7 protein-coding genes are annotated in these 8,477 nt (G+C 60.3%); 6 read left to right on the top strand and 1 reads right to left on the bottom strand.

Annotated features, from left to right (window positions below):
- The first annotated feature begins 330 nt into the window (after positions 1–330).
- The 4 genes from M0D69_RS42800 (at position 331) to M0D69_RS42785 (ending at position 5,366) form a co-directional block, all read left to right on the top strand.
- Complete coding sequence (locus tag M0D69_RS42800) at positions 331–1,296, top strand: LysR family transcriptional regulator (protein WP_301787839.1); 966 nt, start codon at positions 331–333, stop codon at positions 1,294–1,296.
- 48 nt (positions 1,297–1,344) lie between these two features.
- Complete coding sequence (gene hutG, locus M0D69_RS42795) at positions 1,345–2,139, top strand: N-formylglutamate deformylase (RefSeq protein WP_301787838.1); 795 nt, start codon at positions 1,345–1,347, stop codon at positions 2,137–2,139.
- A 159-nt stretch (positions 2,140–2,298) separates the two neighbouring features.
- Positions 2,299–3,324: an aldo/keto reductase gene (locus M0D69_RS42790; RefSeq protein WP_301787837.1), complete on the top strand. Its 1,026-nt coding sequence runs from the start codon at positions 2,299–2,301 to the stop codon at positions 3,322–3,324.
- A 230-nt stretch (positions 3,325–3,554) separates the two neighbouring features.
- Positions 3,555–5,366 carry a diguanylate cyclase gene (locus M0D69_RS42785; protein WP_301787836.1) on the top strand — a complete coding sequence of 604 codons (1,812 nt, stop codon included), beginning with the start codon at positions 3,555–3,557 and terminating at the stop codon, positions 5,364–5,366.
- Here the strand turns inward: M0D69_RS42785 and M0D69_RS42780 are convergent.
- Positions 5,360–6,292: a LysR substrate-binding domain-containing protein gene (locus M0D69_RS42780; protein ID WP_301787835.1), complete on the bottom strand. Its 933-nt coding sequence runs from the start codon at positions 6,290–6,292 to the stop codon at positions 5,360–5,362. The genes M0D69_RS42785 and M0D69_RS42780 overlap by 7 nt on opposite strands.
- 127 nt (positions 6,293–6,419) lie before the next feature.
- Here M0D69_RS42780 and M0D69_RS42775 point away from each other — a divergent pair, with 127 nt between their 5' ends.
- On the top strand, positions 6,420–7,199 hold the full coding sequence (locus tag M0D69_RS42775; RefSeq protein ID WP_301787834.1) for a transporter substrate-binding domain-containing protein: 780 nt from the start codon (positions 6,420–6,422) through the stop codon (positions 7,197–7,199).
- A 21-nt stretch (positions 7,200–7,220) separates the two neighbouring features.
- A complete protein-coding gene (locus M0D69_RS42770; RefSeq protein WP_301787833.1) occupies positions 7,221–8,342 on the top strand; it encodes a succinylglutamate desuccinylase/aspartoacylase family protein in 1,122 nt (373 codons plus the stop codon).
- Positions 8,343–8,477: the final 135 nt, after the last annotated feature.

The following is an 8,477-nucleotide window of genomic DNA, read 5'->3' as shown; positions in this document are numbered from 1 at the left end:
ATGAACTCAAAATCTGAACATCGACGCTTGACACGGAAAGTCATATCAGAAATGAAGTGCCGCCACGCACAGTGGCTAACAGTGATAAAAAATACATCTAACTCACGCAGACCGCTAAGGCCGAAAGCACCAACCCGGCACCAACCCTCGACCGCCAACCCCCAAAACCCCCACCCCCCAGCGCGAGCAAAAACCACCGGCCACTTCCGCGAACATTTTGCATAAGGCAAACTTATGGATATCGACGGAAAACGCTGCAGCATTGCACAGCCCTCGCCCGCACGGGCATGCTGAAAACCAAGCACAGCACCGCGCCACCCCGGAGCGCCCATGAGACGACCGCGTCACCCCATCGACCTGCGTGCGCTGCAGGCGTTCGTAGCCGTCTGCGATACCGGCTCGATGACCGCCGCCGCGAAGCAACTCGGCGTGAGCCAGAGCGCGATCAGCCAGGCTGTATCCGCGCTCGAACGCGAGCAGGGTACGAGTTTGTTCGACCGCGACAGCCGCCCACCGCGTGCCAACAGTGCCGGACGTGCGTTGCTCGAACTCGCCGCGCCCTTGCTCGACCACGCGCAACGAGTGAGTGCGCGAATCGACGAGGTGTCGGATGCGGGTAATGCTTCGGTGCGGCTCGGCTGCGTGGACTCGTTCGCGGCCACGGCCGGCCCGGAACTGATTCGTGCGCTATCCGGTTCGGCGCGGCAGATTGCGCTGTGGTCGGGACTGACACCGGGGCTGACGAAGCAGTTGCACGATCGCGAGATCGATCTGGCCGTGTGCACCCAGACTGTCATTTCAGATCCGCGTATCGTGGAGATTCCGCTGTTCTCGGAGGCTTTCGTGGCCGTGGCGTCGCGGCGTTTTCTGGCGTCGCGTCCGGCGGCGGACTGGCGCACGCTTGCGGCCAATCTTCCGTTGATTCGTTATACGGCGCGCTCGGTCATCGGCCAGCAGGTGGAGCGCTTTGCGCGGCATCTGGGTATCGACAGCCCGCGGCGTTATGAATTCGACGCCACCGATCCCTTGCTTAGCCTTGTTGCCGCGGGTCTTGGTTTTGCCATATCCACTCCGCTTTGCTTATGGCAGGCGCGTCATTATCTGGACGAGATCGATGTGTTGCCGCTGCCTCCGGGCGGCCTCGCACGCCGCGATTTTTTCCTGCTGCATCGCGAGAGTGAATGGGACGGTTTTGCGGCCGAACTTATCTCGCTGACGCGCGGCGTGCTCGACCAGCGCATTCAGCCGGCGCTGCGGCAAGCGCTGCCCAACCTGCCCGGCGATGCGATTCGATAACCGTTCATTGACCTGTATTTCTAACTTTCATTTCGTCAGGAATCCATCATGACCGATCTCTACACCTTGTATCGCGGCGACGCTCCGCTGCTGATTTCCATCCCGCACCTGGGCACTGAAATTCCTGAGAGCCTGCGGCCGTTGTACACGGACATAGCGCTGAGCGTTGCCGATACCGACTGGCATCTCGACCGCCTGTATGACTTCGCCAGGGAGATGGGCGCGACGATTCTTGGCGCGCGCATCTCGCGTTATGTGATCGATCTGAACCGTCCATCGAACGATGAAAGCCTTTATCCGGGCCAGACGACAACCGGCTTGTGTCCAGGCGAAACGTTCCGGGGCATGCCCTTGTATCGCGATGGCGCGGCGCCCGATGCTGCAGAGAAAGCGCGGCGCGTAGTGACGTACTGGCAGCCGTATCACGATGTGCTTGAGGCTGAACTGGCGCGGTTGCGGGCATCGCATCCGAACGTGTTGTTGTGGGAAGCCCATTCCATTGCGAGCGTGTTGCCGCGTCTTTTCGAGGGCAAGCTTCCTGATCTGAACATCGGTACGCAGGATGGACGGACGGCGGCGCCGGGCGCGTTGCAGGCCGTCACCGATGCTGCCGCGCGCAGTGGGTACACCTGGATCGCCAACGGGCGTTTCAAGGGTGGTTACAACACGCGTCACTATGGTTCGCCCGAGACCGGCATTCATGCGATACAACTCGAGATGTGCCAGTCGACGTATATGCATGAGACCGCGCCGTTCGACTACGCACCCGAGGCGGCCAATATGGTTCAGGTCGCGGTGAGGGACATGGTGGGGGCGGCGCTGGATGTGATCCGGGAACTGTAGCCACTCGCGAGAAGCCGGCGCTTTGAGACGGTTCCGCCAGCGTCCAAGCGCGATATCCAACGATCTCTTAACATGATGCAAGCATCAACGATGCCGCCGGCCCGCGTCGCCGACCCGGTTGTGGCTCATCGGCTTTCAATGGAAATTAAAGGAGAGAATATGGAATATCGCTTACTGGGCGAGACGGGCTTCAAAGTGCCCGTGCTGAGTCTCGGCACTGCCACGTTCGGCGGCAGCAATGACTTTTTCAAAGCGTGGGGCAGCACCGATGCCGACGGCGCTCGCAGCCTCGTCGACATTGCGCTGGAGGCAGGTGTCTCGATGTTCGACAGCGCGGACATCTATTCGGACGGCATGGCAGAGGAGATCCTCGGCAAGGCGATTGCCGGACGCCGCTCGCAAGTGATCGTATCGACGAAGGGAACGTTTCAGTTCGGCTCGGACGTGAACAGCGTCGGCTCGACACGGCACCATCTGACCGAAGCCATCAATGGCAGCCTGAAGCGCCTGAACATCGACTATATCGACATCTATCAACTGCATGGCTTCGACGCGCTTACACGCGTGGAAGAGACCTTGCGCACCCTCGACGACTTCGTGCGCGCCGGCAAGATTCGCACAATCGGCTGTTCGAATTTCTCCGGCTGGCACTTGATGAAATCGCTGGCGGTGTCGGACCGTGAGGGGCTTGCACGGCATTCTGTGCATCAGGCGTATTACTCGCTGGCCGGCCGTGATTTCGAGCATGAACTGATGCCGCTGGGACTGGACCAGAAGGTCTCGACCATAGTGTGGAGTCCGTTGGGCTGGGGGCGCTTGACGGGCAAGATCCGGCGCGGCAGTCCGATGCCCGCGAACAGCCGCTTGCACAAGACGGCGGACATGGGGCCGCCGGTTGCCGATGAATATGTCTACGGCATTGTCGACGCGCTGGATGCCGTGGCGAAAGAAACGGGCAAGAGCGTGCCGCAGATTGCGTTGAACTGGTTGCTGCAGCGCCCGACAGTGGCGAACGTGATTGTGGGCGCCCGCGACGAGAAGCAGTTTCGCGAGAACCTGGGTAGTGTCGGCTGGTCGTTGAGTGCGGAGCAGATTGCAGCACTGGATAAAGCGAGCACGTTGCCGCTGCCGTATCCGTACTGGCATCAACGCGGATTCGCGGACCGAAATCCGCCGCCGGTTTAAAGAGCGGACGAGGGACGCTAGCGCGTCCCCGCATCACTGGTCCTCGACCCCGTCCCCGACGCTCCGCAATCAGCCGCCCCAACTCGCGGAAAGCTGGTCCAAAGTCTATCTATCGGTTGAACCGGTTGCGCCGTTCTATGCAACGTAGAGTTGCACGTCTAAACTTCACGCGAGAATTGTCGTTATAGACTGGATGCACTTGCTCCCAGCCACCGTCGACAGAACTGGATATGCTGGCTCCCGCTAAACCCGACGATGAAAGCACCCGGCTTCATACGGCAAGATCGCCCGACGTTGCGGACACTGTCGCGGACGAACGGTTCGACAGCCTCACTCGCCTTGCCAGGCGACACTTCAGCGTTGCTGTCGCGCTGATCATGCGAGTTGATGCAGAGCAGCAATGGTTCGCCTCACGCGACGGTATTCCCTTTGCGCAAACGCCTCGCGATCTATCGTTTTTCGAACAAGCAACCGATAGCGACGACGTGCTCGTCGTGCCGGATATCCTTGCCGACAACAGCTTTCACGGTCACCCGCACGTTATCCACACTCCCTGCATCCGCCTTTATGCCGGATGCCCGCTAAGGGCTTCGAACGGAGAAACGCTAGGGGTATTTTGTCTGCTCGATACCACGCCACGCGCACTGGACGACGAAGAGCGCGAGAGCCTCAGAGACTTTGCCCGGCTCGCAGCAGCGGCCCTCGTGGAACGCGATGACGTGGCAGCCCGATTGAAAGAAGATGAAGATGCGCTGCGTGAGAGCGAAAAAAGAATGGCGCTTGCCATCGCAGGCAGCGGCACCGGCATTTGGGACCGCAACATCCTGACGAACGAGATCCACTATTCCTCGGGATGGAAAGCGATCCTGGGTTATGCGGACTGGGAACTGACCAACCAGATCAACGACAGCTACAAGCGCGTCCATCCCGATGACCTTGCTTACGTTCAGGCGACTATACAGGCGCACTTCGATCAAAAGACGCCAAGTTATGAAGTCGAACATCGCATCCGGTGCAAGGATGGCAGCTACAAATGGATCTCGAGCCGCGGCAAGGTCGTGAGCCGTGACAGCGAGGGCAGGCCGTTGCGCATGATCGGCACGACCACCGACATCACGGCCATGCGCGCCATGTCCGAACGACTGCAGGAGACTGTCGACCTGATCACCAGCCTGACCAATGAAGTCCCGGGTCTCGTCTTTCAATACCGGTTATTGCCGAACGGCGAGTCGTTCTTCTCGTATGCAAGCGCGGGCATTGAAGGTATCTACGAGATCACGCCGGAGCAGGTCGCCATGAGCGCGGCGGTGATCAACGAGATCGTTCATCCGGATGATCTCGCGGCTTATCGTGCCTCGCTGGAAGTGTCGGCGGCCACCCTGACGCCGTGGCACCTTGAATACCGCGTTGAATTGCCAAGGCAGGGTCTGCGCTGGCGGCAAGGGGATGCACAGCCCCGGCGCCTGGAAGACGGCAGCACGTTGTGGCATGGCTTCATTACTGACGTGACGGAACGCAAGCGCATAGAGGCCGAACTGAAGGAGTTCGCGACTATCGACTTTATGACGCAGTTGCCCAATCGCCGCTATTTCATGGTCCAGATCGAGGCGGAGCTGGCGCGGATCCGGCGCGCTAAAGAGGAGGGTTTCGCAGCCGTTCTCATGTGCGACCTGGACCATTTCAAATCGATCAATGACACATGGGGGCACGCGGTCGGCGACCGGGCACTCAGGCATTTCGCGACCATTCTGCGCGCTCAGTTGGGCGAGAAGGACATAGCAGGCCGTGTAGGCGGAGAAGAATTTGCCGTGGTGTTGCCTGATGCCGATATCGCCGAGGCAAGAGCCTTCGCCGAACGAGTGCAGCAACGTATTGTGGAAGCGCCGCTGGTGCAAGGTGATCGGCGGATTGCGCTGACGGTGAGCATCGGCATTGCCGTCATGAATGCGGCCGATGCATGCACCGACGCGCCGCTTTCTCGCAGCGACGCCGCTCTATACCGCGCCAAGGAGTGCGGGCGCAATCGTATCGAGTGTCATTGACCGGGATTGACGCTAGTCCCGGGCAGCATCCTCGCAAACGATACGGCCATCGACGCCAACTCCTGCGCGACCGGCGTCAACGGAACACCGGCGCGACGCAGCAGACACACGCGCGTACTCGGCGCGTGTTCCTTGATCGGCACGATCGCCACGTGCTCACTAAAGAACTGATGTTCCGCAAGACGCACAGGCTCGAGCGACAGATAATCGCTGTTCGCCACGCAATGCAGCGTATCGAACACGGCCTCGGTGGTCGCCGCAATACGGGGCGGTTCCAGCCCTGCATCCTCGAACATGGTGGACAACCGGTTGGCGACATCGCCTGCATGACGAGGCCGCGTGCTGACCCACTCGCAGTGCTGCAGCGCTCGCAACGACCTCGAGCGACCGAGAGGATGACCACGGCGCGCGATCACGGCGACTGGCGATTCAAACAGCGTGATCGCGTCGAGGTCGTGGATATCCGCTTCGTTGGACACCAGCGCCAACGCGAAGTCCAGACTGCCGTCGCGCACCCACGAAGTCAGGACCCGCGAAGTGGCGCTAGTCAGATGAACGTCTATACGCGGGCAACGCTCGCGAAAACTCGCCAGCAGCGCGGGGAATAGCCGCATCATCGCCTCAGCCGCAGCGCCTAGCGAAACCTGGCCGGTCAATTCGCCGCGTAACTGACGCATCTCGTCTTCGGTTCTGACACACTCGCCGAGAATCACGTCGGCGCGAATCCGCAAGCGTTCGCCGATCGAAGTCAGGCGCGCGCCGCGATGACCGCGCTCGAACAACGGACCTCCCGCGCCGGTCTCAAGCTTCCTCAACTGTTGCGTCACACCGCTTTGTGCGATCCCTAGCCGGCGCGCTGCCGCCCTGAGACTGCCCGCTTCAGCGACTGCGACGAATACGCGAAGTTGCGTCAAGGTCAGGTCCACGATAACCACCCAGCTGATAGGTAAAAGTGATCATGATAAGTAAAACGGCCCTGTTTGGTGGCATTTTGCGCTCGTACCATGCAGGCGTGTTGTCCCCATCACCGTCTTGACCACTGAGTGAGCGCCGATGAAAACCTTCCCTTCGTTGCTGGCCGCAGCCTTGATCGCGGCCGTGACCGTTGCCACGCCGGCCTTCGCAAAAGATGCGAATGTCTTGCGGCTTGGCATCGATCCGACCTATCCGCCCATGGACGTCAAGATGCCCGACGGCCACGTGACCGGTTTCGACGTCGATCTTGCCGACGAGATCTGCCGCCGTATCGCGATGCATTGCGAATGGGTCGAAATGGAATTTTCCGGCATGATCCCGGCGCTTCAGGCACGCAAGATCGACGCGATCATCTCGTCCATGGCCATCACCGAAAAGCGCATGCAGCAGATCGCGTTCTCGACCAAGCTGTTCCAGTTCAAGTCACGTTTGATTGCGAAGGCCGGCGCGCCGCTGACGGTGAGTGCGGAAGGTTTGCATGGCAAACGCATCGGCGTGCAGAGCGGCACACAGTTCGAAACCTATGCGCAGAAAAACTGGCAGCCGGGCGGCGCGGAAGTGGTCGCTTATCAAAGCCAGGAAGGCGTGTTTAACGACCTGATGGCTGGCCGGCTCGACGCTGCGTTGCTGGGGTCGGTGGAGGCGGATAGCGGCTTCCTGAAGACGCCGAGAGGGCAGGGTTTTGGTTTTGTCGGCGGGCCGCTCGAGATGGGCGACCATGGTACGGGCATCGGTCTGCGCAAGGACGATGTTGCGCTCAAGGCGAACATCGATCGTGCGATAACCAGCATGCGTGCCGACGGCATCTACCAAAAAATCTCCCGCAAGTATTTCGACTTCGACGTCTACGGCAATTAACAAGATTTTCAGGAGCATCAGATGCAAACCCAAAGCACGCCGCTGGTTTCTACCTCCATCGGCACGCGCCGCGAGTTCGTCAGCTTTCACTTCGGCACGCAGGGTGCGGGCGAGAAGATCTACGTGCAGGCCTCGTTGCATGCAGACGAAATTCCCGCGATGCTGACCGCGTGGCGCCTGAAGCAACGGCTGATCGAACTGGAGAACGCGGGACGCATTCGTGGCGAGGTGATCCTGGTGCCAGTTGCCAATCCGATCGGGCTTTCGCAACATGTGCTCGGACAGTTCCTTGGGCGCTTCGAGTTGAATAGCGGTCACAACTTCAATCGTAGCTTTCCGCTGCCGGCCGCGGCTGCCTTGATCGATCGGATCGGCGGGCAGTGGACGCAGGATGCCGACAGCAACACGCGTTTATTGCGCTGGGCCGTATGTGAGATGCTCGCTGAGGTAAAGCCCAAGAACGAGTTTGAGTCCTTGCGCCGCGAGATGCTGATCATGGCAGCCGATGCCGACGTCATCCTGGACCTGCATTGTTCGCTTGAAGCCACCATGCATTTGTACACAAGTTCTGCAAGCTGGCCGGCCGTCGAGCCGCTTGCGCGTTATCTTGGGGCGAGTGGCGTATTGCTTGCCGCGGACTCGGGCGGCCAGTCGTTTGACGAAGTGCATACGCAACTTTGGAACGAGGTTCGGGAGCTTCTCGGCGAGGGCACGCCGCTTGCCGCGCCTAACGTTGCGCTAACGGTCGAGCATCGTGGCCAGCGCGACGTGTCGTATGAATTTGCGCAGCAGGATGCAGAGGCGATTGTCGATTACCTTGTGTATCGCGGCGTGATTGAAGGTGAGGCGCGCGAGTTGCCGCCGCTCAATCATCCTGCGACACCGCTGGCCGGCAGCGAACAGTTCATTGCACCTGCAAGCGGCGTGGTGGTGTATCGCGCGCAGGTCGGGGCGCATCTGAAAGCGGGAGACCCTGTGTTCGACATCGTCGATCCGATCACGGACGAAGTGACCACGCTGACTACGAAGAACGATGGCGTCTTTTATATGCGTCGAGCGATCCGCTTTGTGATCGCTGGCGCACCGATGGGGCGCGTTACGGGCGCGGTCCCGTTCAGAACCGGGGTGTTGATCGGGGCTTGAAGCGCCGGGTGGTTTTTCGCTCGCGCCGGTGGACGGGGTTTGGTGGTTTTGGGTTAGCGGGGAGGGAGCGGTGCTGGGGGGCTTTCGGCGTTAGTGGTCTGCGTGAGTTAGCTGTATTTTTTATCACTATTAGCC

The sequence above is a fragment of the Caballeronia sp. SEWSISQ10-4 2 genome (genome assembly GCF_030464885.1).
In the GTDB taxonomy this organism is placed as follows: Bacteria; Pseudomonadota; Gammaproteobacteria; order Burkholderiales; family Burkholderiaceae; genus Caballeronia.
This window is presented reverse-complemented; position numbering and strand designations above follow the sequence as displayed.

Coding starts and splice junctions, on each gene's coding strand:
- M0D69_RS42800 (WP_301787839.1), top strand. CDS start 331: ATGAGACGACCGCGTCACCCCATCGACCTGCGTGCGCTGCAGGCGTTC.
- hutG (WP_301787838.1), top strand. CDS start 1,345: ATGACCGATCTCTACACCTTGTATCGCGGCGACGCTCCGCTGCTGATT.
- M0D69_RS42790 (WP_301787837.1), top strand. CDS start 2,299: ATGGAATATCGCTTACTGGGCGAGACGGGCTTCAAAGTGCCCGTGCTG.
- M0D69_RS42785 (WP_301787836.1), top strand. CDS start 3,555: ATGCTGGCTCCCGCTAAACCCGACGATGAAAGCACCCGGCTTCATACG.
- M0D69_RS42775 (WP_301787834.1), top strand. CDS start 6,420: ATGAAAACCTTCCCTTCGTTGCTGGCCGCAGCCTTGATCGCGGCCGTG.
- M0D69_RS42770 (WP_301787833.1), top strand. CDS start 7,221: ATGCAAACCCAAAGCACGCCGCTGGTTTCTACCTCCATCGGCACGCGC.